The 22,470-nt window shown below is 67.4% G+C and carries 21 protein-coding genes; 15 read left to right on the top strand and 6 right to left on the bottom strand.

Annotated elements, in window-relative coordinates; genetic code table 11:
• Positions 1 to 42: 42 nt before the first annotated feature.
• On the bottom strand, positions 43 to 1,068 hold the full coding sequence (locus ABD255_RS30170) for an NADPH:quinone reductase (protein WP_344219989.1): 1,026 nt from the start codon (positions 1,066 to 1,068) through the stop codon (positions 43 to 45).
• Positions 1,069 to 1,189: 121 nt separating this feature from the next.
• Entirely contained in the window at positions 1,190 to 1,420 is a 231-nt protein-coding gene (locus ABD255_RS30165; RefSeq protein WP_344219987.1) for a DUF6458 family protein, read from the bottom strand.
• Positions 1,421 to 1,594: 174 nt separating this feature from the next.
• Here ABD255_RS30165 and ABD255_RS30160 point away from each other — a divergent pair, with 174 nt between their 5' ends.
• Together ABD255_RS30160 and ABD255_RS30155 are read left to right on the top strand one after the other, a co-directional pair.
• Entirely contained in the window at positions 1,595 to 2,566 is a 972-nt protein-coding gene (locus ABD255_RS30160) for a TerC/Alx family metal homeostasis membrane protein (protein ID WP_344219985.1), read from the top strand.
• Positions 2,567 to 2,679: 113 nt separating this feature from the next.
• Positions 2,680 to 3,489, top strand: a complete 810-nt coding sequence (locus ABD255_RS30155; RefSeq protein ID WP_344219983.1) for an SDR family NAD(P)-dependent oxidoreductase — start codon at positions 2,680 to 2,682, stop codon at positions 3,487 to 3,489.
• A 139-nt stretch (positions 3,490 to 3,628) separates the two neighbouring features.
• Here ABD255_RS30155 and ABD255_RS30150 read toward each other — a convergent pair whose 3' ends face one another.
• On the bottom strand, positions 3,629 to 4,612 hold the full coding sequence (locus ABD255_RS30150; RefSeq protein ID WP_344219981.1) for a LacI family DNA-binding transcriptional regulator: 984 nt from the start codon (positions 4,610 to 4,612) through the stop codon (positions 3,629 to 3,631).
• 102 nt (positions 4,613 to 4,714) lie between these two features.
• On the opposite strand from ABD255_RS30150, the gene ABD255_RS30145 reads away from it, so the two are divergent.
• Positions 4,715 to 5,455: a ThuA domain-containing protein gene (locus ABD255_RS30145; protein ID WP_344219979.1), complete on the top strand. Its 741-nt coding sequence runs from the start codon at positions 4,715 to 4,717 to the stop codon at positions 5,453 to 5,455.
• Positions 5,456 to 5,570: 115 nt separating this feature from the next.
• Here the strand turns inward: ABD255_RS30145 and ABD255_RS30140 are convergent, their stop codons facing one another.
• Positions 5,571 to 6,095 carry a hypothetical protein gene (locus ABD255_RS30140; RefSeq protein ID WP_344219976.1) on the bottom strand — a complete coding sequence of 175 codons (525 nt, stop codon included), beginning with the start codon at positions 6,093 to 6,095 and terminating at the stop codon, positions 5,571 to 5,573.
• A gap of 150 nt (positions 6,096 to 6,245) precedes the next feature.
• Here ABD255_RS30140 and ABD255_RS30135 point away from each other — a divergent pair, with 150 nt between their 5' ends.
• From ABD255_RS30135 to ABD255_RS30115, 5 genes are all read left to right on the top strand, one after another.
• A complete protein-coding gene (locus tag ABD255_RS30135; RefSeq protein WP_344219974.1) occupies positions 6,246 to 7,247 on the top strand; it encodes a Gfo/Idh/MocA family protein in 1,002 nt (333 codons plus the stop codon).
• 369 nt (positions 7,248 to 7,616) lie between these two features.
• Complete coding sequence (locus tag ABD255_RS30130) at positions 7,617 to 8,615, top strand: ABC transporter permease (protein ID WP_344219972.1); 999 nt, start codon at positions 7,617 to 7,619, stop codon at positions 8,613 to 8,615.
• Between the two features lie 25 nt (positions 8,616 to 8,640).
• On the top strand, positions 8,641 to 9,588 hold the full coding sequence (locus tag ABD255_RS30125) for a carbohydrate ABC transporter permease (RefSeq protein ID WP_344219970.1): 948 nt from the start codon (positions 8,641 to 8,643) through the stop codon (positions 9,586 to 9,588).
• A gap of 30 nt (positions 9,589 to 9,618) precedes the next feature.
• The gene (locus tag ABD255_RS30120) at positions 9,619 to 11,286 is read left to right on the top strand and encodes a type 2 periplasmic-binding domain-containing protein (RefSeq protein ID WP_344219968.1); all 1,668 of its coding nucleotides are present in this window, start codon (positions 9,619 to 9,621) and stop codon (positions 11,284 to 11,286) included.
• Positions 11,287 to 11,394: 108 nt separating this feature from the next.
• Positions 11,395 to 13,689 carry a glycoside hydrolase family 95 protein gene (locus tag ABD255_RS30115; protein ID WP_344219966.1) on the top strand — a complete coding sequence of 765 codons (2,295 nt, stop codon included), beginning with the start codon at positions 11,395 to 11,397 and terminating at the stop codon, positions 13,687 to 13,689.
• Here ABD255_RS30115 and ABD255_RS30110 read toward each other — a convergent pair.
• Positions 13,663 to 14,112 carry a MerR family transcriptional regulator gene (locus ABD255_RS30110; protein WP_344219964.1) on the bottom strand — a complete coding sequence of 150 codons (450 nt, stop codon included), beginning with the start codon at positions 14,110 to 14,112 and terminating at the stop codon, positions 13,663 to 13,665. The two genes, ABD255_RS30115 and ABD255_RS30110, sit on opposite strands and share 27 nt — an antisense overlap.
• A gap of 108 nt (positions 14,113 to 14,220) precedes the next feature.
• On the opposite strand from ABD255_RS30110, the gene ABD255_RS30105 reads away from it, so the two are divergent.
• Both ABD255_RS30105 and ABD255_RS30100 read left to right on the top strand, forming a co-directional pair.
• Positions 14,221 to 15,240 (top strand): ABC transporter substrate-binding protein, encoded by a 1,020-nt coding sequence (locus ABD255_RS30105; protein WP_344219962.1) that lies wholly within the window; start codon positions 14,221 to 14,223, stop codon positions 15,238 to 15,240.
• Between the two features lie 153 nt (positions 15,241 to 15,393).
• Positions 15,394 to 15,573, top strand: coding sequence for a YegP family protein (locus ABD255_RS30100; protein ID WP_344219961.1), 180 nt, complete (start codon positions 15,394 to 15,396; stop codon positions 15,571 to 15,573).
• Between the two features lie 113 nt (positions 15,574 to 15,686).
• Here the strand turns inward: ABD255_RS30100 and ABD255_RS30095 are convergent, their stop codons facing one another.
• Positions 15,687 to 16,175 (bottom strand): PaaI family thioesterase, encoded by a 489-nt coding sequence (locus ABD255_RS30095; protein ID WP_344219959.1) that lies wholly within the window; start codon positions 16,173 to 16,175, stop codon positions 15,687 to 15,689.
• A gap of 165 nt (positions 16,176 to 16,340) precedes the next feature.
• On the opposite strand from ABD255_RS30095, the gene ABD255_RS30090 reads away from it, so the two are divergent.
• From ABD255_RS30090 to ABD255_RS30070, 5 genes are all read left to right on the top strand, one after another.
• A complete protein-coding gene (locus ABD255_RS30090) occupies positions 16,341 to 17,339 on the top strand; it encodes an endonuclease/exonuclease/phosphatase family protein (RefSeq protein ID WP_344219957.1) in 999 nt (332 codons plus the stop codon).
• Between the two features lie 291 nt (positions 17,340 to 17,630).
• Positions 17,631 to 19,310 carry a sodium:solute symporter family protein gene (locus ABD255_RS30085; RefSeq protein ID WP_344219955.1) on the top strand — a complete coding sequence of 560 codons (1,680 nt, stop codon included), beginning with the start codon at positions 17,631 to 17,633 and terminating at the stop codon, positions 19,308 to 19,310.
• 26 nt (positions 19,311 to 19,336) lie between these two features.
• Entirely contained in the window at positions 19,337 to 19,597 is a 261-nt protein-coding gene (locus ABD255_RS30080; RefSeq protein ID WP_344219953.1) for a hypothetical protein, read from the top strand.
• 99 nt (positions 19,598 to 19,696) lie between these two features.
• Complete coding sequence (locus ABD255_RS30075; protein WP_344219951.1) at positions 19,697 to 20,590, top strand: hypothetical protein; 894 nt, start codon at positions 19,697 to 19,699, stop codon at positions 20,588 to 20,590.
• Positions 20,590 to 22,365 carry a GMC oxidoreductase gene (locus ABD255_RS30070; protein WP_344219949.1) on the top strand — a complete coding sequence of 592 codons (1,776 nt, stop codon included), beginning with the start codon at positions 20,590 to 20,592 and terminating at the stop codon, positions 22,363 to 22,365. Before ABD255_RS30075 ends, ABD255_RS30070 begins: the two co-directional genes overlap by 1 nt.
• Positions 22,366 to 22,470 lie beyond the last annotated feature (105 nt).

The raw sequence follows: 22,470 nt of genomic DNA, 5'->3' as shown, positions 1-22,470 counted from the left end.
GTCAAGGCCTCAGGAATGCGCTTGCCCCGGGGGTTCGTCCGCTCAGAGGTCGGCGACGGTGACCAGAACCTTCCCGGTGGCGCCGGACTCGACGGACTGATGGGCGGCGGCCGTCTGGTCGAGGGGGAAGTAGTGGAGCGGCAGCCCCGCGTTCTCGCCGACGGGGAGGGCGCCGGCCGTGATGGCGGCGTTGATGTCTTCGGCGGCCGCCGTCAGGAACTCCCAGCCGACGGTGTAGAGCAAGACGAACTGGTAGCGGGTGTTCAGGCCCATGTTCGGACGTACGTCCACTGTGAGCGGCTTGTCGCCGTTGTTGGCGTAGATGGCGATGGTGCCGCGCGGACGCAGTACGGCGAGGTCGAGGTCGTTGTTGGTGCCGATGGCAACCTCTACGACGATGTCCACGCCGTCGGGAGCGAACGCGCGGATCTGGTCCGCGGCATCCGGGTCCTGGTAGCTCACGACGTGGTGCGCCCCGGCGGTCTCCGCGTACGACGTCTTGGCAGGGCTGGTGGTCGCGATGACGGTGGCTCCGGCCCAGCGAGCGAGCTGGATCGCAGCGTGTCCGACCGCGCCGGCTCCTCCGGCGACCAGGACGACCTTGCCGTCCAGGGCACCCGGAGCCAGCCGGGTGGGTCCGCCTTCCGCGACAGTGAGCGCGCGATGCGCGGTGATCGCCGGGATCCCGATGCTCGCGCCGAGCTCGAAGGACGCGTCGCCCGGGAGCGGGAACGCGCGCGAGGCGGGGACCACCGTGTACTCCTGTGCCGTCCCACTGCCCGGTCGCTCGTAGGCGGCCAGCGTCACCCACACCCGGTCCCCGACGGCCAATCCCTCGACCTCGGGTCCGACCGCGTCGATGACGCCGGCGCCGTCCTGGTTGGGCACGGACTCGACCGGATCGCCGCCGCCGTAGAGGCCGGTACGCGCCTTCCAGTCGGTCGGGTTGACACCGGAAACCGCCACCCGAATCCGTACTTCGCCGGTCGTGGGCTCGGGGACCTCGCGATCCACCAGACGAAGTACGGAGTCGGCCGGGCCGAGTTGGTCATGCACGATTGCCTTCATACCGACGTACAGCCCGTCGGCGTGCTGCCTTTATTCCACCTCGAGGAGATCGATCTCGGGGCCGTCTGGGTCTACGGCGGCGCGCCCACTGCCGTCGGCCCTCCGCTGTGGAACTTGACCTCTAGTACCGCGGGTCGTGGGGGTCGCGCACCTCGCGGTGCTCCTCGACGACGGTGGACGTGCCGCGGGAACGCTGGCTGTTGAGCAGCAGGACCAGGACCAGGCCCAGCGCGCCGGCTCCCATCAGGATGTAGCCGACCATGGTCAGGTCGACGCCGCTGATCCGGTCGGAAACGGCGAACGCGAGCACACCGCCGACCGCCAGCAGAAAGATTCCTGCACCGATTCCCATCAGATACCTCCACAGGTTTGTGCCTCACCGGCCTGCCGGCGATGCCTCCTTCGGGTACCCGAGCCCTCAAATCAGCAAACGGCACCACCTTCGGACCGAAGTCTGTATGCGGTATGCGATGCTTGGCGGAAAGCCGGCCTCACGACGCCCCGGAGGTAGCTCATGGTCTCTGCCGTGCCCGCTCACGTATGGATCGTCACCGTGGTCGCCCTGCTGGCGATCGTCGCCTTCGACCTGATCGTGATCGCACGGCGCGACCACGCGGTCACGATCAAGGACGCCACCCGCTGGGTGCTGTTCTACGTCGGCCTGGCCGCGGTGTTCGCCGTCCTGCTGTTCGTCCTCAGCCCCGGCGCCTCCGGCTCGGAGTTCGTGGCCGGCTACATCACGGAGTACAGCCTCAGCGTCGACAACCTGTTCGTCTTCGTCATCATCATGGCGAGGTTCGCCGTTCCCTCGATGGCTCAGGACAAGGTGCTGTACATCGGCATCGTCGTCTCGATGCTGTTGCGGGCGGTCTTCATCCTGGCCGGTGCCGCCGCGATCGCCGCGGCCAGTTGGGTGTTCTACCTCTTCGGCGCCTTCCTGGTCTACACCGCGGTCCGGCTCGCCCTCGAGGGCGACAACGACGAGAGCGACTTCCAGGAGAACGCGGTACTGCGTGGGCTGCGCCGCGTCCTGCCGCTGCAGCACGACTACGACGGCGCGAGGCTGGTCACCAGGACGGGCGGCCGCGCGATGCTCACCCCACTGGTGATCGTGATCGCGGCGATCGGGATGGCGAACGTGATCTTCGCGCTCGACTCGATCCCGGCGATCTTCGGTCTCACCCAGGACCCGTACGTCGTACTGACCGCGAACGCCTTCGCGCTGATGGGCCTGCGCCAGTTGTACTTCCTGATCGGCGGGCTGCTGGAGCGCGTCATCTATCTGAACGTCGGCCTGTCGGTGATCCTCGCCTTCATCGGCGTGAAGCTGATCATCGAGGCGCTGCACGGTTCGCACATCGACGACATCGGCGCGATCCACCTGCCGCACATCGGCATCGTCACCTCGCTCGGCTTCATCGCCGGCACCCTGCTGGTGACGACGGCCGCCAGCCTGGTCAAGACCGGCTGGGACCGCCGCCGCACCGAGACCGACTGAGCCTCCCCGCCCGCGAATATTCCGGTTGAGGCGCCCTCCCCGGGGTACCATCGGAACTAGCCCGGCCCGGCCGTTCCCCCGTGATGGTCGGGTCGGGTCTTTTCTGTCAGCGGGTGTGTAGAGAACCGTCCGCCGGCTTCGTCGTCTCGGTGAAAGCACCTGCCGACGAAGGGAACATCATGTTGCTCGAGAACAAGACCGCCGTCGTGTACGGCGGCGGTGGCGCGATGGGCGGCGCGGTCGCCCGCGCCTTCGCTCGGGAAGGGGCCACCGTCCACCTCGCCGGACGCACCCTCGCCAAGCTCCAGAAGGTCGCCGAAGACATCACCACCAATGGTGGTCGCGCGACAACAGCCCTGGTCGACGCCTATGACAGCGATTCCATCGCGGCACACCTGGCATCGATCGACGGTCCGATCGACGTCTGCTTCAACGGCGTCAGCGTCCGGGAGACCCAGGACATCGCGTTGGTGTCGATGTCGGTGGAGGATTTCGTCCGCCCCGTCGAGGACGCGGCGCGGACCAACTTCCTCACCTCGACCGCGGCCGCCCGCCGGATGATCGAGCAGGGCCGGGGCGTGATCCTGATGCTGTCGGCATCGTCCGCGCGGGAGTCCGGCTTCGAGATGGGCGGCTTCAGCCTCGCCTGCGCGTCCATCGAGTGTTTGACCCGCACGCTGGCCGGCGAGGTCGGCCGGTACGGCGTACGGGTGGTCGCGTTGCGCCCGAACTTCACCCCGGAAACCCATCCGGAGTGGAACCTCGGCGACGACACCCTGAAACCCCTGATCGCCGGTACCGCGCTAGGCCGGTTGCCGAAGCTGTCCGAGGTGGCCGGCACCGCCGCCTTCGTCGCCTCCGACCACGCCGGCGCGATGACCGGAGCCGTCGTCAACCTCACCTGCGGCGCGATCGTGGACTAGCGTCCTGAGTCGGTTCGCGGTTATCGCCGTGCGGGACACGCAGAGCATTCGGATAACTCTGGACCGGCCACCGCACCGGCCGCTCCGACGTACCGATGATCGAACGCCAACTAGACGCCGCAGCGACGGCTGACGGCGGTTAGCGCCTGGCGGTCGAGCCGCCGGGTTCCAGAACGCAAGGGTGCAGCCTGGGTGGTGGGGTCAGTTCGGGGTTCTCGAGGTGGTCGATCAAGGCATCGACGCCGAGGCCGCCGAGAGTGGCGCCCGGGGCGCGCATGATGGTCAGCGGCGGGCTCGCGATCTGGGCCAGTTCAGGGGAACCGAAGGACAGGATCGACAACTCGGCCGGTACGTCGACGCCGGCCCGAGCCAGTTCCGACAGCAAGCCGAAGCCGGCCAGTTCGTTCATCAGGATCACCGCGGTGGTTGCGTCCGGCAACTGAATCGATCGCCCCGCCGGCACCGTCGGCTCGCAGTCGATCAGGACCGGCCGCAGCCCGCGCTCCGAGCACAACCGGTGATAGGCGGCTTCCGACCGCACCTTCGGCCCGTACTCCGGGAGCGGCTGGCGGGCTGTGATCAGCGCGATCTCCCGATGCCCGAGCTCCTGCAGATGGTCGAGCGCGTCCGCCATGCTCTGGTCGAAGTCGATGTCCACATGGATCAGCCCGGCCGGATCCGCAGTACGCCCGATCAGTGCGAACGGCGTACCGGAGCCGGCCAGTGTCTCCACCCGCGCGTCGTCCAGCAGCACCTCCATCAACACGACGCCGTCCACCAACCCCTGGCTGACGAGTTCCCCGAGTTCGTCGCCGTCGGTGTCGACCGGCCAGAGCACCAGGTGATAGCCCCGGGCCCGTGCGGCGCGGGACGCGCTGGTGATGAACTCGCTCGTCACGCTGCCGAACCGGTGGTCGAGCCGCGGATGGACCAGCGCGATGATCCGGGTCCGCCGGCTGGCCAGGGCGCGGGCGAGCACGTTGCGGTGGTAGCCGAGCTCGGTCATCGCCGTCTCGACCCGTTCGCGGGTGGCGGGAGTGACCGGCTTGGTCCCGTTCAGGACGAACGAGACGGTGGCGATCGACACTCCCGCGCGTTCGGCGACATCTCGGACCGTGGCCATCCGCAGTACTCCCGGTTTACGTCTTGACATGGTCGCCGCAGGCGCGGCTAGGCTCAGGTTAACCGCTTTACCGCCCGATCGCGCCGACCGAACGGACCTTTCATGGCTGATGTACTGCGTGTTCTCGTCTGGGGCGAGAACCGGCACGAGCAGCGGGACGCCAGTGTCGCCGAGCTCTACCCGCACGGCATGCACACGACGATCAAGGAAGGCATCGAGGAGAATCTCGGCGCCGCGGCCGAGGTCGGGACGACGACCCTCGACGAGCCGGAGCACGGTCTGACCGAGGAGGTGCTCGCGGCCACCGACGTTCTCGTCTGGTGGGGGCACATGGCACACGGCGAGGTCTCCGACGAGGTGGTCGAGCGGGTCCAGCGGCACGTGCTCGCCGGGCTCGGCCTGGTCGTCCTGCACTCCGGGCACTGGTCGAAGATCTTCCAGAAGCTGATGGGGACCAGTTGCACCCTGCGCTGGCGCAACGAGCGGGATCGCGAGCTGGTCTGGACCGTCGACCCGACCCACCCGATCGCGCAGGGCGTGCCGCAGCCGATCGAGATCGAGGCGCAGGAGATGTACGGGGAGTTCTTCGACATCCCGGTGCCGGACGAACTCGTCTTCGTCAGCAACTTCAGCGGCGGCGAGGTGTTCCGCAGCGGCTGCACCTTCCGCCGCGGCCACGGCCGGATCTTCTACTTCTCCCCGGGCGACCAGGAGTACCCGGTCTACCACCACCGAGACGTCCGCAAGGTGATCGCCAACGGCGTCGCCTGGGCCGCGACCGATCGCCCGGAGCGCAAGGCGCCGACGCTGGAACGCCATTCGGTAGGCGACTTCGGTGGCTGATGCGCAGCGACTGCGTGGCGATGCGAGATCGGCTCGAGATGACTGCGCGGCGGACTGGCCGGCGGACCGCCACGGCGTGGTGCTTGCCGTGGCGGTCCCGAATGTCGAGGTCAGGTCAGCAGGCGGCTGCCGTCAGGCGTACCCGCCAGACCGGGTCCCAGTTGATGCCGGTGCGAAGGATGCCGGCCGACACGCAGCCGAGCTGGCCACCGCTCACATTGTCGTACCGGGCGGCGGCGCCGCCCGTCTGGTTGTTGAGGAAGTAGCCGTAGCCGGTCCAGTTGCTCACGGAGTAGCCGTCGTAGCGGACGAACTTGAAGATGTAGGCGCCACTGCCGTACGGCACAGCGGCACAGGCGTAACCCGGGTTGCAGGGTGTGGTCTGGCTGCCCGAGACGAACACCCGCTCCACGGCCGGCGACGTCGACGGGACCGCGGCGGTCGTACGGGTCGACGAGGCCGAGCCGCCGGTGACGCCGATCAGGACGGACCCGTCGGCCGTCCGGGTCTGCGTCACCTTCGCGGTGGACTCGGCCGTCGGTTCGACCGCCCGTGCCTGGGCGGCGGGCGCCGTCGCCACGGCGGTGAACACGCTCGCCAGTACGCCGGCAGCGGCGAGGATCTTGCGGTGTCGGAACATCTCTCTCCCCAGAGTCAGTGAGTGCCCGCCGCCTCCACGACGAGTCACGCGAAGAACGTTAGGAACTGCTCCCTGGGCTGCCAAAGGGTTTCGGTCCCGATCGAAAGCCTTGCCGTCGGTCTCCGAATCAGAACGGATACGAGAACCACGATGTCTGAGTTCACGAAGCTGCGGTTGATCCAGGTCGGCGCCGGGGCGATGGGCAAGGCCTGGTTGCACACCATCTCCAGATCGCCCGATGTCGAACTGGTCGGCTTGGTCGACCTCGACCTCGCTCTCGCCCAGCGGGTCAGCGAGGAGGAGTTGGCGGCAGCCGTCCCGGTGGCCAGGTCGCTGTCTGAGCTCGTCGGCCTCGTCGGAGCGGACGCGGTGGTGAACGTGACCGTTCCGGCCGCACACAACCCGGTCAACGAGGAAGCCCTGCGGGCCGGCCTGCAGGTGATCTGCGAGAAGCCGATCTCGCCGACCGTCGCCGAGGCCCAGCAGATCGCGGCGGTCGCGAAGGAGACCGGCAAGCTGCTGATGATCAGCCAGTCCCGCCGCTATCTCAACCAGTTCACCGCGCTGCGCGAAGCCGTCGCCGGGCTCGGGCCGATCGCCACCGTCTCCTGCGAGTTCGCCAAGGCACCGCACTTCGGCGGCTTCCGCGAGGAGATGGACTCGCCGCTGCTGCTCGACATGGCGATCCACCAGTTCGACTCCGCCCGGGCGCTGATCGGCGAGGACCCGGTCTCGGTGTACTGCGAGTCGTACAACCCCGGCTGGAGCTGGTTCGCCGGGGACGCCGCGGCGACCGCGATCTTCGAGTTCCCCGGCGGTGCCCGGTTCGTCTTCAACGGCAGCTGGGTCAGCCCCGGCCAGGAGACGTCGTGGAACAGCCGGTGGCGGATGGCGGCCGAGCGGGGTACGGCGGTGTGGGACGGCGACAACGCGCCGCTGGTGGGGGATCCGGTGACGCCGGTGGCCGTCGGTGACGCGCCGGAACAGATCGACGGATCGCTCGCCGAGTTCGTCCACTGCGTGCGGACTGGTGAAGCTTCGAGCACCGAAGCGCACAGCAACGTGCAGAGCCTCGCGATGGTCGAGGCGGCGGTCCGTTCCGGAACCGAGAAGCGGCGGGTCGTGCTGGCCGACGTCCTCGCCGGGGCCTGATCATCCAGGTCTTGACATAAGTGGCGAACGCCAGTTGACTGCCATATAGTTCACCAAGGAAATAAACTCCTCCCAGGTCGGCGTCGCGATGCGGACGACGTCACCTGGCGCTGACGACCGCCCAGGTCCCGTGGTTCACCACGGGGCCTGGGAGTGTTTGTTGCCTTAGGCAAAATTCGCTGGAAGCCCTTGTGGTGAAGGCGAAACGACCGTTGGTCAAGGTCCGATATCGACCGGCGCCGCGACTCTTCCGCTGTCGGAGGTTCTGTGCAATCCTCCCGGTTGACGCCAAAATCCTATCGGATATCGGTTTGTCTCCAGGAAGTGACAGCTCGTCACAGCAGGTGCGGGACACGAAGGGACGCGGGTGTGAGCGGAACGATCGAAGTGAAACCGGCGCCGCCTGCGCCGGTGCTGAAGCAGGCGGTGAGTGCCCCCCGGATCAAGCGGCCGAGTCGCTGGACGGAGGCCCGGCGCAGCTTCCGCCGGCACTGGCAGCTCTACCTGCTGGTCGTCGTGCCGCTCGCGTACTTCGTCATCTTCAAGTACATCCCGATCTCCAACGCGGTGATCGCGTTCAAGGACTACAGCCCGGTCAAGGGCCCGTGGGGCAGCGACTGGGTCGGCTTCCGGAACTTCGAGCTGTTCTTCCAGAACCCGGTCTTCTGGACCCTGGTCAAGAACACCTTCCTGCTGGCCGCCTACACGGTGCTGGCCAGCTTCCCGATCCCGATCATCCTGGCGATCGCGCTGAACGAGATCCGGGCCGGCTTGTTCAAGAAGACCGTCCAACTGGTCACCTACGCGCCGTACTTCATCTCCACCGTGGTGGTCGTCTCGATGACGATCCTGGTGCTGTCGCCGCGGATCGGCTTCGTCGACGACGCGATCGGCCTGTTCGGGATCCCGGCGGTGGACTTCCTCGGCAATCCCGACTACTTCCGCCACATCTACGTCTGGTCCGACGTCTGGCAGACCACCGGGTACTCGGCCGTGATCTACCTGGCCGCGCTGGCCGGGATCGACCCGGCGCTGCACGAGTCGGCCAAGATCGACGGCGCCAGCCGGCTCAAGCGCATCCTGCACGTCGACCTGCCCGGCATCATGCCGACCGCGGTGATCATCCTGGTGCTCGGCGTCGGCAACATCATGGCGATCGGCTTCGAGAAGGCGTTCCTGCTGCAGAACCCGCTGAACCAGGCCCAGTCCGAGATCATCGCCACCTACGTCTACAAGACCGGTCTGCTCAACGCGGACTTCAGCATGGCCACCGCGGTCGGCCTGTTCAACTCGGTGATCAACCTCTGCCTGCTCGTCGCGGTGAACTTCGCGGCCAAGCGGATCACCGGGAACGGACTGTGGTCATGACCAGCACACCGTCGGAGGAGAACCGATGAGCGTCACCCTGCAACCGTTCAAGACGCGGTTGAGCAAGCCTGGCGTGGGGGCGGAGAAGTCCACCATCGCCGAGACCCGGGCCGACCGGATCTTCCTGATCGGCATCAAGGTGATGCTGTGGATCGCGCTGATCGCGGTCCTGATCCCGCTGGTCTACGTGGTGGCCAACTCGTTCAGCAGCGCGGGCGCGGTCAGCGCCGGCCGGGTCTTCCTCTGGCCGGTCGAGCCCAGCCTGCGCGCGTACCGGGAGGCGCTCAGCGACCCGCAGATCCTCAAGGGGTACTACAACTCGCTGATCTACGCCATCGGCGGGACGTTCATCAGCGTCACCCTGACCATCGCGATCGCGTACCCGCTGTCGCGCAAGACGTTCTTCGGCCGCAACGTCATCATGAGCCTGCTGCTGTTCACCATGCTGTTCTCCGGTGGCCTGATCCCGACCTACCTGGTGGTCCAGGACCTCGGCCTGCTGAACACCCGGTGGGCGATGGTGATCCCGAGCGCCATCGGCGTCTGGCAGGTGATCATCGCCCGGACCTTCTTCCGCAGCACGATTCCCGACGATCTGTACGAGGCGGCGGTGCTCGACGGGGCCAGTGACCTGCGGTTCCTCTGGTCGATCGTGCTGCCGCTGTCCAAGCCGGTGATCGCCGTGATCGCGCTGATGTACGCGATCTTCCAGTGGAACACCTACTTCGACGCTCTGATCTACCTCAAGGACCCGGGCCTGTACCCGTTGCAGATCGTGCTGCGGAACATCCTGATCCTGAACTCCACCACCGGAGCCGCCGCGGACATCTCGCAGACGCTGGAACGTCAACAGCTCGCGAACGTGCTCAAGTACGCGCTGATCGTCATCTCGAGCCTGCCCGTACTACTGATCTACCCGTTCATCGCCCGCCACTTCACCAAGGGCGTGATGGTCGGCGCCGTCAAGGGTTAGTCGTTCTTTTCCACGAAGGGAAACAAGGAAATGCGCTCAACCAAGAGCAGGGTGGCCGCCCTGGTGGCAGCCACCGCGCTGGCTGTCGCGGGCTGCAGCTCGGACAAGTCCGACGAGGGTGCGGCGAACGAGGTGAGTGCTGACGGCAAGGTCGTCATCGACACCTTCGGGCCGCAGGGACCGGACGACAACTGGGACACCAACCCGGTCAGCAAGATCATGAGTGACAAGTTCAAGATCCAGTTCCGGTGGCAGACCACCACGTACGACGCCGGCCCGGCCAAGGAGAAGCGCCAGATCGCGCTGGCCAGCGGCGACTACCCGGACCTGTTCATGCTGATCCCGTGGGTGGACGGCATCACCCAGGCGGAGGTCCAGAAGCTCGGCACCCAGGGCGTCGCGATGCCGCTGGGGGACCTGATCAAGGACAACGCGCCGAACATCCAGAAGGCGCTGGACTCCAACAAGACGCTGAAGGAGATGTCGACCGCCCCCGACGGTCACATCTACGCGCTGCCGCAGTGGTCGGACTGCTTCCACTGCACCTACCCGGACAAGCTCTGGATCAACAGCGCCTGGCTGAAGAAGCTCGGCCTGCAGATGCCGAAGACCACCGAGGAACTGCGCACCGTACTGCGGGCGTTCAAGACGCAGGACCCGAACGGCAACGGCAAGGCCGACGAGATCCCGATGACCACCGACGTCCAGGACAGCAGCCTGCTCGGCTTCCTGATGAACGCCTTCGCCTACAACCCGGTCGGTGCCAACAACGGCGTCCGTTCGCTGCTGGCGCTGGAGGGCGACAAGGTCGTCACGCCGGTCAACAAGGACGCCTGGCGCGACGGCCTGAAGTACATCAACTCGCTCTACGCCGAAGGCCTGATCGACCGGGCCTCCTTCACCCAGAACGCGGAGGCGCTGAAGGCCGTCGGCAACAACCCGAAGGCCGTCGTGGTCGGCTCCGTGCCGGTGCTGTGGCCGGGCATCTTCGTCCAACTGGGCTCCAAGGACGGCCGCGACAAGCAGTACGACGCTGTGCCGCCGATTACCGGTCCCGCGGGCAAGAGCTACACCGGCTACAACTACCCGAGCTCGACCGGCTACACCTTCATGCTGACCAACAAGGCCAGCAAGGAGGCGCAGGTCGCCGCGGTCAAGATGCTCGACTACATCTACAGCGACGAAGGTCGCAAGATCAGCGTGATGGGCCCGGAAGGTGTCGGCTGGTCCAGGCCGCGCCCGGGTGACGTCGCCCTCGACGACAAGACGAAGGTCGGCTACTACCGGTTCACCGAGGCCGAGAAGAAGAAGAACATCTCCTGGGACTCGATGGCGCAGTACAACATCACCCTGAACTACCGCAACGAGCAGGCGGTGCCGACCGACATCTACTCCGACGCGGGCCTCGAGCGCCGGCTGTTCCAGGCCACCAAGCAGTACGAGGGCCACGAGGACAAGGCGCAGTGGTTCCCGCAGACCTCGGTCTGGGTGGACCCGAGCCTCAGCGGTGAACTGGCCACGTTGCAGACCAACCTCAACAGCTACGTCACCCAGAACCAGTTGGCCTTCATCACCGGGACCAAGAACATCGACACCGGCTGGGGCGCCTATGTGAAGGGTCTCGACAGCACCGGCATGACCCGGTACCTGGAGCTCGAGCAGCAGGCCTACGACAAGTACAAGTCCGGCAACAAGTAGTCCGTCGGCCGTCCCCTGCGGCCGCATCCCCTCCGGCCGTGCCGGGAGCTACCGTCCTAGCTCCCGGCACGGCCGCCCCTCTGTCCTCTGGCGAAGGAAGCTTCCTGTATGTCGAACGAACTGTGGTTCCGTACTCCGGCTCCGGACTGGTTCGAAGCGCTCCCGATCGGCAACGGCCACCTCGGGGCGAAGGTCTTCGGCCGCGTGCCCGACGAGCGGATCGCGTTGAACCTCGACGATGTGTGGTCCGGCGCCGGACCACGCAAGCTGCAGGTGACGGACGGCCCGGAGGTCCTTGCCGACGTACGGCGGCTGCTCCTCGAGGAAGGCGACCAGTACGCCGCCACGGAGCGCACGCGTGCTCTGCAGGGCCCGCTGGTCGAGTCCTACCAGCCGCTCGGGGACCTCCTGATCACCTCACCCGGCGAGGCCGAGGACTACCGGCGCAGCCTCGATCTCCGCACCGGCATCGTCTCCGTCGACTACACCCGCGCGGGCGTGCGCTTCCACCGCGAGAGCTTCGTCTCGACGCCCGACCAGGTGATGGTGTGGACGATCGAGGCCAGTGAGCCGGGCACGATCGACCTCGATCTCGTGCTCACGAGTCAGCATCCCGTGCAGGTCGCCGGCCTGGGCGACACGTTCACCATGGTCGGCCACGCACCGTCGGACCTGACGATCGAGTACCGCACGAGCGCCGACCCGATCCGGTACGAGGAAGGCCGGGGGATCGGCTTCGGCGTCGCCCTGCGGGCCTTCGCGACCGGCGGCTCGGTGTCGGTCAAGGACGCCGGTGTGCGGGTGCGCGGTGCCGACCAGTTGACCGTCGTGTTGTCGGCGGCAAGCACCTTCGCCGGCTGGTCCGTTGCCCCAGGCTCCGATCCCACCGCCGCGTTGCGCGAGGCAACGGCCTTGCTCGACGCCGCCGATCTGGACAAGCTGCGTGAGCGGCACCTTGACGATCACACCGCTCTCTACGACCGGGCCGAGCTGACGTTGGGCACACCGGTCGACCTCCCGACGGACGAGCGGATCCGCGCGGTCGCCGCTGGTGGCGAGGACCCGGATCTGAGCGCACTGATCTTCGCGTTCGGCCGGTACTTGCTGATGGCATCGTCCCGGCCCGGAACACAGGCCGCCAACCTGCAGGGCATCTGGAACGAGGACCGCCGCCCGATGTGGGCGAGCGACTGGACGAACAACATCAACACCCAGATGAACTACTGGCCCGCCGACGTCACCGGTCTGCGCGAGTGCTTCGATCCGTTCACCAGCCTGATGGACGGTCTGGCCGAATCGGGTTCGGAGACGGCGCGCGTCCTCTATGACGCGCCGGGCTGGGTGTCGCACCACAACTCCGATATCTGGATGGCGAGCTGGCCGGTCGGCGACGGTGGCGACGACCCCGTCTGGGCGATGGCCGCGACCTGCGGCGTGTGGTTGTCGGCTCACCTGATGGAGCACTACCGGTTCCACCCGGACCTGGAGTACCTGCGGGACAAGGCGTATCCGGTGCTCGCCGGTGCCGCGGAGTTCGTGCTCTCGATGGTGGTGGAGGACCGCGAGGGGCGGCTGCAGTTCATCCCGTCCACAGCGCCCGAGCACCACTTCGTCCTGCCCTCGGGACAGAAGGCCTCGGTCGACCTGACCACGACGTACGACATCTGGGTGCTGCGCGAACTGTTCGGCAACGTGCTGCAGGCTGAGGACGCCTTGGGACTGTCGTCGGAGTTGGCCGCCCGGATTCGGGCGGCGGGTCCGCGGTTGCCGGAGATCTCGGTCGCGGCGGACGGCCGGATGATGGAGTGGCCGACCGACTGGCAGCCCTCGGAGCCGGACCACCGGCATCAGTCGCACCTCTACGGGCTCTACCCGGGCTCGGAGATCGACCCGGCCCGTACTCCGGAATGGGCCTCCGCCGTGCGCGCCTCTCTCGCAGTACGGACGGGTGGCCGGCCGCCGGGCGGGTGGACGAGCGCGTGGCTGATCGCCTTGTGGGGCAGGCTTTTCGAGCCGGAGAAGGCGGCTGCGGTCATCCGGGACTACACGTCCAGACTGGTGTCCGGCAACCTGTTGCACCGCGACGGCGACATCTTCCAGATCGACGCCAACTTCGGCCTGACCGCGGGCATCGCGGAACTGCTGATCCAGAGCCACACGGACGTGATCCGCTTGCTCCCGTCGCTGCCCACTGCCTGGGCGGACGGCTCATACCGAGGGCTCCGGGCCCGGGGCGGCCTGACCTTCGACGTCTCCTGGTCCGCGGGCGAACTCACGGGCGCGACGGTCACCGCGGACCAGGCCGGTACTTTCCGGATCAGCGCACTGGGTGGAAAGGCCGTCGAGGTCACCCTCGCAGCCGGGCAGAAGCGGGAGCTAACGGCCGAGTTCGGCGAAAGGTAGCGGGCAGTTCGCGGTGGTGGCGCACTCGGCCAGGTCGTCGCAGCCGACGGTGATCGCGGACCGGAGGGTTTCGGCGATCACCGTCAGTTCGGCGATCCGTTCCTCCACGTCCGCGAGTTTGGCGGCGGCCTGGGCCTGCAGGCCGGCCTCCACGGATCGGCCTGAGCGGCCGGATCGGCCGGGGCCGCTGGTGCGTCGCCGGTGCGGGTGCTCACCGGCGGCCAGCAGGTCGCCGATCTCGGTGAGGGTGAAGCCGAGACGCTGGGCGACCTTGATGGTGCGCAGGCGGGTGACGGTCTCCGCGGGATAGGCGCGGTGGCCGCCGAGGGTGCGGTCGGGCGCCGGCAGCAACCCGCGGCGTTCGTAGTACCGGAGGGTCTGGAGGTTCACGCCGGCCGCGGCGGCGACCTGTCCGCTTCTCATGCGATCAACGGTAAACCCGTACCGAAGTACCGGATTCAAGGGCGTTAGGTGTGCCTATCCAAAGTCGTTGTATTCTCAATCGTTGATCTAGGAGAGGGACTGCTCGTGATGGGAACGGCTCGGCGGTTCATCGCCGGTGCGGCGATGATGACGGTGCTGCTGGCAGGGTGTGGCAGCAATGACGACAAGTCGGCCGACACGGGAGTCGGTGACACCGAGGTGGCGACCGGTGGCAGGCTGTTCTCGACCGCCGACGAGGCCACCGCGAAGCTCGGCTCCGATGCTGAGGCCGGCGTCTTCCCGCGGACGGTGAAGCACGCGCTCGGCGAGACCAAGCTGGAGAAGAAGCCCGAGAAGGTCGTCGTGCTGGACAGCGGCGAGCTCGACGGCGTCCTCGCCCTCGGCATCACCCCGGTCGGCATGGCCACCACCGCGGGACAGAACGGCGTACCAAGCTACCTGGCCGACAAGGCCAAGGACATCCCGACCGTCGGCGGCATCAGCGAGCTGAACCTCGAGGCGATCGCGAACCTGAAGCCGGACCTGATCCTCGGCAGCAAGCTGCGCGCCAACGACCTGTACGACAAGCTGTCCGCGATCGCGCCGACGGTGATGAGCATCCGGCCCGGGTTCCCGTGGAAGGAAGACTTCCTGCTGCTCGCCGACTCGCTCGGTGAGGAGACCAAGGCCACCGGACTGCTGAACGACTATCAGAAGCGCGCCACCGAGGTGAAGAGCAAGGTCACCGGGTCGCCGACGATCTCGCTGGTCCGGTTCCGCCCGGGCGAGATCCGGCTCTACGGCAACCTGTCCTTCATCGGCGTGATCCTGAAGGACATCGGCCTGCCGCGGCCGAAGATCCAGGACGTGCAGGACCTGGCCGTCGAGGTCTCCCAGGAGAACATCGGCAAGTCGGACGGTGACTGGATCTTCTACTCCAGCTACGGCAAGCCCGACACCACCGCCGAGAACACGGTCGTCAACGGCAACCTGTGGAAGGCGCTGCCGGCGGTCAAGGCGGGCAAGGTCGCCCGGGTCAACGACGAGGTGTGGTTCCTGGGTCTCGGCCCGCTCGGCGCGATGGCCACCTTGGACGACCTGGAGAAACTCCTCGCCGGCAAGAACTGACACCCACTCGACCGCTGCCGGGCCGGGCGCGGCAGCCGGTACGCCGTACCGGCTGCGCGGTCTGGTCAACCCACCCCGCCTATCCGGTAACACCGACCCCTCGCGCGGAGATAGTCAGGCGTAAGACGGGGTCAGACCAGGGAGGGGTGCGTCGTGGCTGCCAAGTTCGAGGTCTACAAGGACAGCAGGGGTGAGTACAGGTTTCGGCTGAAAGCGCCGAACGGGCAGATCATCGCCAGTTCCGAGGGCTACAAGAGCAAGGACTCGGCGCTGAACGGCGTCGCCTCGGTGAAGAAGAACGCCGCCGACGCGATTGTCGACGACCAGAGCTGATCGGCGCCGGCGGGGGAGGCTGAGTTCGATGAAGCACGGGGTGTGCCGCGGGCGCGTGGTGGGGGAGGCCCGCGGTACCTGCCGCAGCGACCGGTGGTGGCGACCGGCTCGATTCAGGCCCGGCGCGGGCGGACCAGCAAGGTACTGCTGGCCGTCGCGACCAGGTCTCCGGCACCGGTGGTGACGTTGCCTTCGGCAAATATCACCCGGTTGCCGCCCTTGATCACCTGGCCGGTCGCGATCAGTACGCCGGTGTCGGACAGCACCGGGCGCAGGTAGTTCACCTTGATCTCGACCGACGTGTACCCGACGCCGGCGTCCAGAGTGCTGTGCGCCGCGCAGCCGGTCGCGGTGTCGAGGATCGTGCAGACGAGCCCGCCGTGCACCATCCCGATCGGGTTGTAGTGCGCCTGCGAAGGGTCGCACTCGAACACCACCCTGCCCGACTCGACCTGCACCGGCCGGAACTGCATCAGGACAGCGATCGGCGGCGGCGGGATCGTCCCGTCGCGCAGGCCCTCCATGTACTCCAGCCCGCTCAACGTCGCGGTCTGGGCCAGTACCTGCGCCGGATCCACCCACTGGTACGTCTGCTCAGCCATGCCCGGACCCTAACCCGGCACCGGTAACCGGTCCGCGTGACGTTCGTCCCTTCGGCCGGACCGGTCGTTCCTACGGATGAAATCCGGGTCCTTCGCACGCCTGCGCGGCCGAATCGTTGCCCGCCCTGACTTTGGTACGGCACCGGCGTCCGCAAGAATCTGTGCATGTCCGACCGCCAGACCGTCACCACTCGCCGGAAGCCCAAGCCCGCGCGCACCGCCGACCGGCGTCAACGCCGCGCCGGCAAGTGGCGCCGCGGCTGGGTGATCGCCGTGCTGGCGATCCTGGCGGCGTTCCCGCTGTTGTTCCACCGGTACGTGCCGAACTCGTTCGGCAACCTCGGCAGCCTGCTCGACACCTTCCTGCCGTGGGTCGGCCTCGCGGTCCCGATCCTCGCCGTCGCAGCGCTGGTACGGCGCTCGGCGACCGCTGGGGTGGCGCTGCTCGTGCCGCTGGCGGTCTGGGGATTGATGTACGGGCACCTGATGGTCCCGGGCAAGGGCGGCGGGGCGCACGACCTGCGCGTGCTGTCGCACAACGTGGACGCGGCGAATCCCGATCCGGCGAAGACGGCGCAGGATCTGCTCGCGGCGGACGCGGACGTGGTCGCGCTGGAGGAGATCACCCCTGCTGATCTGAAGGTCTACAAGGCCCAGTTCGCCGAGGCATATCCGCATGTGGTCGCTCGCGGGACGGTGGCGCTGTGGTCGAAGTTCCCGGTCGAGGAGAGCGAGTCGGTCGACGTCGGCTTCGCCTGGACCCGGGCGTTGCGGGCCGAGGTGAGCACGCCGGAGGGCAAGGTCGCGTTCTACGTGGCGCATCTGGCGTCGGTCCGGATCGGCGCGAGCGGCTTCACGTCGAACCAGCGCAACGACACGATCGAGCAGTTGGGTCAGCAGATCGCGGCCGAGAAACTGGCCGGCGTGATCGTGATGGGCGACTTCAACGGCACGGCGAACGACCGCAGCCTGGCTCCCCTGACCGCCGGCCTCCGCTCAGCCCAAGGCGCCGCCGGCTCCGGCTTCGGCTTCACCTGGCCGGCCAAGTTCCCGATGGCCCGGATCGACCACATCATGGTCCGCGGCGTCGTCCCCACCAAGGCCTGGGTGATGAACCCCACCGGCAGCGACCACCGCCCTGTGGTCGCTGAAGTCCGCATCTGACGAATGACCCCGACGGTTGGTGACCGCCCGGCGCGACCTGCACCACCTGGCCCCTGAGCACGCGAGCAAGCTCGCGGAAACCGGTGAGGATTCCCCCCGCCGACTTCTGCGAGCTTGCTCGCGCGCTCAGCCCGGCAGGGTGGGTTGGCCGGCCGGCGACGGTCACCGGAGCTGTCCTCAGCGGGCGAAACGCACCGGCGCGGCTCGGGGGGACTGTGTCGGAGAGTGAGAGTAACGTTCCTCACCGGTAACACCACTTAGCGTCAGCACGACGATGCGGAGGACCGGCTTGTGATTGCGCAAGACTCGATTCTGCGGCTGGATGCCACGGCGATCGACTACATCATCATCGCGCTGTACTTCACCTTCGTCCTGGGAATCGGGTATCTCGCCAAACGCGCGGTCTCGAACAGCCTCGACTTCTTCCTGTCCGGCCGGTCGCTGCCGGCCTGGGTGACCGGTCTCGCGTTCATCTCCGCCAACCTGGGCGCGATCGAGATCATGGGCATGTCCGCCAACGGCGCGCAGTACGGCATGCCGACCGTCCACTACTTCTGGATCGGCGCGATCCCCGCGATGCTGTTCCTCGGCGTCGTGATGATGCCGTTCTACTACGGCTCCAAGGTCCGCAGCGTCCCGGAGTTCATGCTGCGCCGGTTCGGCAAACCCGCCCACCTGGTGAACGCGATCAGTTTCGCGGTCGCCCAGGTACTGATCGCGGGCGTGAACCTGTTCCTGCTGGCGACCATCGTCAACGTGCTGCTCGGCTGGCCGATCTGGGTGTCGGTGGTCGTCGCCGCGGTGATCGTGCTCAGTTACATCACCCTCGGCGGCCTGTCCGCAGCGATCTACAACGAGGTGCTGCAGTTCTTCGTCATCGTGGCCGCGCTGCTGCCGCTGACGATCGTCGGGCTGCACAAGGTCGGCGGCTGGCAGGGCCTGGTCGACAAGGTGACCGCCTCGCCGGGTGGTGCCGAGCAGTTGAGCGCCTGGCCCGGCAACGAGTTGAGCGGCTTCAGCAACAGTTTCCTGTCGGTGATCGGGCTGGTCTTCGGCCTCGGCTTCGTGCTGTCCTTCGGCTACTGGACGACGAACTTCGTCGAGGTCCAGCGGGCGATGGCGAGCAAGAACATGTCGGCCGCCCGGCGGACCCCGATCATCGGCGCGTTCCCGAAGATGTTCGTCCCGTTCATCGTCATCATCCCCGGCATGATCGCGGCGGTCGCCGTACCGGAACTGGCGAGGGTCAAGGCGGGTGAGGCCGGCTCGGTCACCTACAACGACGCGTTGCTGCTGCTGATGCGCGACCTGCTGCCGAACGGCATGCTCGGCCTGGCGATCACCGGCCTGCTGGCCTCCTTCATGGCCGGCATGGCGGCGAACCTGAGTTCGTTCAACACGGTGATGACGTACGACCTGATCGAGCGGTACATCGTGAAGGACCGCGACGACTCGTTCTACCTGCGCACCGGTCGCTGGGTCACCGTGGGCGGCACGATCATCGCGATCGGCACCGCGGCGATCGCGTCCGGCTACAGCAACCTGATGGACTACCTGCAGCAGTTGTTCTCGTTCTTCAACGCGCCGCTGTTCGCCACCTTCATCCTCGGTATGTTCTGGAAGCGGATGACCGCGACGGCCGGCTGGGTCGGCCTGGTCAGCGGTACGACGACCGCCGTCATCGTCTTCATCCTGTCCGAGACCGGCGTGATCGACCTGCCGGGCCAGGGCGCGAGCTTCGTCGGTGCCGGTGCGGCGTTCGTGGTGGACATCCTGCTGAGCGTGCTGATCAGCCTGCGGACCAGGCCGAAGACGGACGAGGAACTGAAGGGCCTGGTGTACTCGCTGACCCCGAAGGAGGATCGGACCGAGACCGCGCAGGAGGGCGACCACGGCTGGTACCGCAAGCCCACCCTGCTGGCCGGGATCGCGCTGGCCATGACCATCGTCCTCAACATCGTCTTCGGCTGACCCACCCCCGGAAGGAGTGACTCACGATGGCTGAGCAACAACGGAAGAAGAAGGCCGGCGCGTTCGACATCCGGGTGGTGATCGCGTCCCTGATCGCGATCTACGGCCTGCTGCTGACGATCCTCGGCATCATCGCGGACCCGCAGGAAGTGGCCAAGGCGGCCGGGATCAACATCAACCTGTGGGGCGGGATCGCGATGCTCGCCTTCGCCGCCGTGTTCGTGCTGTGGGCCAGGCTGCGGCCGATCACCGTACCGGTGGAAACAAAGGCCGAAACAAACGAGTGACCTCACGGCACCACTGGTCGTTGTAAGACCAGTGGTGCCGGTGGTTCCTTCCCTGTGGGACGTCGGCATGCCCCCCCGTCTCACTGCGAAGGACCCCGTATGCCTGCTGCAGTTCCTCTTGCCCGAAGGGCCTTCCTGGCCCGGATAGGTGTGCTCGGTGCGGCGCTCGGAGGTGGGGGACTGCTTGCCCGCAGTCTCCTGGCTCCGGCTGACGCCGCCACCAATCCCCTCCTGCCTCCGACGGTCGACCTGATCCGGCCGGTGCTGGCCGAGTTGGCCCGCGACACGTTGAACGGCCTGACCACGTTCTGTCTCCCCGGACCGGACGCCTACTCCCGGACCCAGGGCACCCGCAGCCGTACGCCGGGTGCGCTGGAGGCCGGCGCGACCGACTTCATGATCCACGCGCTGGACAACTTCGTGCCGTTCCCGGACGCGCTGGCCCAACCGATCGGCGCCGCCCTGGTGACGGGTATGGCCGACACGGGGATCGCGCTGCCCGGCCTCGAAGTACTGCCGGCCGAGCTCCGCAGCCTGGATCGCGCCTTCGCGGCGTTCCTGCAGAGCGACGAGGCGTTGCCGTTGTCGTTCCCGATCGCCGGACTGCTCAACCTGATGGCGACCCAGGTGAACCCGCTGGCCGTCAACGGAGTGCACCTCTCGCCGTTCGCGCGGCTGACGTACGCCGAGAAGGCGAAGGCGTTCGAGCTGATCGAGCGGACCGACTCGGACCTGGTCGCGCTGCTCGACGTGCACTTCCCCGAGCCGTTGAAGGCGTCGGTGTCCGGGCTGCTCAAGTTCGTCGGCGGCGCACTGATCGAGTTCGCCACCTTCGGCGGGTACGGCGAGTTCGCGGTGTTCGACGAGAAGACCAAGCAGTTGCGCAAACGGCCGGTCGGCTGGGACCTGACCGGCTACCAGCCGGACGGACCCGTCGAGGGCTGGGACGACTTCATCGGCTACTACCAAGGGCGTACGGAGGTGCACGACTGATGCGCGACGTGATCGTGATCGGAGCCGGCGGCGGTGGCCCGGTGGTGGCCAAGGAACTGGCCGCGAAGGGACTCGACGTCCTGCTGCTCGAGGCCGGGCCCCGGCACGCGAAGCCGCGCGAGGAGTGGACCACCTTCGAGAACGACGCCAACAACCCGCTCACGGGGTACTTCCGGCTCGGCCCGACGGATCGGTCGAAGCCGGCCTGGTTCCGGGAGTGGCCGCAGAACTCCTTCGTCTGGCAGCTGTCCGGTGTCGGCGGCACCACCCAGCACTTCTACGGCAACTACCCGCGCGCGTATCCCGGCGTGTTCAAGGGTTACGACGGTGCCGACCGCAACGAGTACGACGTGAACCACCGGTTCCCGTTCACCTACTCGGAGATGGTGCCGTACTTCGAGTGGGTCGAGGCGCTGATGCCGGTTCAGACCGCGGCGATGGGACACAAGGAGCAGCTGTTCTTCCGCGGCGCGGAGACGATGGACCTGCCCGTGCAGACCACCAAGACCACGCACCGCCCGTCGTACCGGCCGCAGGAGAACGCGATTCTGCAGCCCGGTGGCACGGCCGGCAAGACCTCGGACAAGAACCTGCTGAACTTCCCGCAGGCGACCGGCTGCACGTTCTGCGGGTACTGCTTCCAGGGCTGCATGCGGCCGAACGGTGCCCCGCGCAACCAGTTCGCCAAGCGCTCGACCGACAACAGCTACGTGCCGATGGCGCTGACGGCCGAGGTGTGGGCTCGCGGCGGGAAGCCGGCGGAGTTGATCGCGGACGCCTATGTGACCCGGGTGCACACCGAGTCGCGCAACGGAGTACTGACCGCGTCGGGTGTGACGTGGCGGGACAACGTGTCGGGTGAGGAGCACCGCGAGGACGCGCGCGTGGTGGTGATGTCCGGCGGCTGCACGGAGAACCCGCGGCTCTGGTTCAACAGCGGCCTGCCGAACCCGAACGGCTGGGTGGGACGTGGCTACACCGACCACTTCTTCGACTGGATGATCGGCTCGTTCGACGACTACACCGGCAACCCCAAGGGCGTCGGATCCAGCGCGCGGCTGGACTACCCGCCGTACGGAGGGCTCGAGAACGTCGGGCTGCCGCCGGCGTTGAACGCCTTCTCGGCCACGTTGTCCGACAGCGGGATCCGCGGCCAGTACAAGAACGGCCGGGGCAAGACCGGACCGTGGGACGGTCCGGCCGGGCGCGTGATGGGGCCGGAGTTGAAGGAATTGATGGCCGGCGGGCTCGACCACCTGCTGAGCGTGCTGGTGATCACCGACGACGACGTCGAGTCACAGAACCGGGTGACCACGTCGGCGTTGCCGGCCGACGAGAACGGCCCGATCCCGAAGGTCACCTTCAAGCAGCGCAAGCGGACCGCCCGGACGCTGCGGAACAGGGAGTTCATGGCCCGCAAGGCGGCGGAACTGCTCCGCGGTGCCGGCGCGAAGAAGGTCTACCGGATCGACTGGGCGCCGCTGATCCTGCACGTCCAGTCGTCGATGCGGATGGGGGAGTCGGAGCAGAACTCGGTGCTCGACTCCCGCGGCGAGACCCGGGCGGTGAAGCGGCTCTTCGTCGCGGACAACTCGGCGCTGGCCAACGGGCTGGGCGGCCCGAATCCGACGCTGACCAGCCAGGCGCTGGCGACCCGGACCGCGGAGAAGATCTTCGAGACGTACTTCGACGGCGATCCGTGGGTGAAGACGGAGTCGCCGGTGCTGTCGACGGATCCGCGGATCAGCGTCCGGCTCGGCCAGTTGGGGTTGTAGCCAGGCGGACATGTCCGTTTGGCGAACATCGGCGTCCGGGCGCGTCCTGCCGCCCGGGCGCCGAGCTTCCTAGGCTCGGGAGTACCCGACCTGGAGGACTGGAGA

The sequence above is a fragment of the Kribbella sancticallisti genome, assembly GCF_039530625.1.
Taxonomy (GTDB): domain Bacteria; phylum Actinomycetota; class Actinomycetes; order Propionibacteriales; family Kribbellaceae; genus Kribbella; species Kribbella sancticallisti.
The sequence above is the reverse complement of the archived record's forward strand: the minus strand, read 5'-3'. Positions and strand labels throughout refer to the sequence as shown.